Origin of the sequence: Virgibacillus sp. 7505 (assembly GCF_002272135.1) — a bacterium.
In the GTDB taxonomy this organism is placed as follows: domain Bacteria; phylum Bacillota; class Bacilli; order Bacillales; family Amphibacillaceae; genus Terribacillus.
In genome coordinates this window covers 1-221 of the sequence record NZ_NPBF01000400.1, presented here as the reverse complement: position 1 = coordinate 221, position 221 = coordinate 1, and the positions used below count along the sequence as shown (strand labels likewise).

The 221-nt window shown below is 44.3% G+C and carries 1 protein-coding gene; it reads right to left on the bottom strand.

The genetic code is table 11. The features are described from left to right. A partial coding sequence (locus tag CHH91_RS20805) for a hypothetical protein (protein WP_217973795.1) occupies positions 1-221 on the bottom strand: 221 nt, incomplete at both ends.

Below are 221 nucleotides of genomic sequence, written 5' to 3'. Positions count from 1 at the left end.
ATAGTAAATATGGTTGCCTTTCGTGTTGATTTCGTAGCCAAAGCAAAGCAGATTTTCAGCATGCTGCACTTGTACAGGTACAAGCTCGATCCCGCCGCAGCCTTCGTACATATAGGCATCTTTTATTTCTTGCCAAAAGACATGGGTATCGTCTACTCCATTTCCTTTCAACACTGCCTTTATCGCTGGCAGCAATGCTTTAGGCGCTAGCACTGTTACTT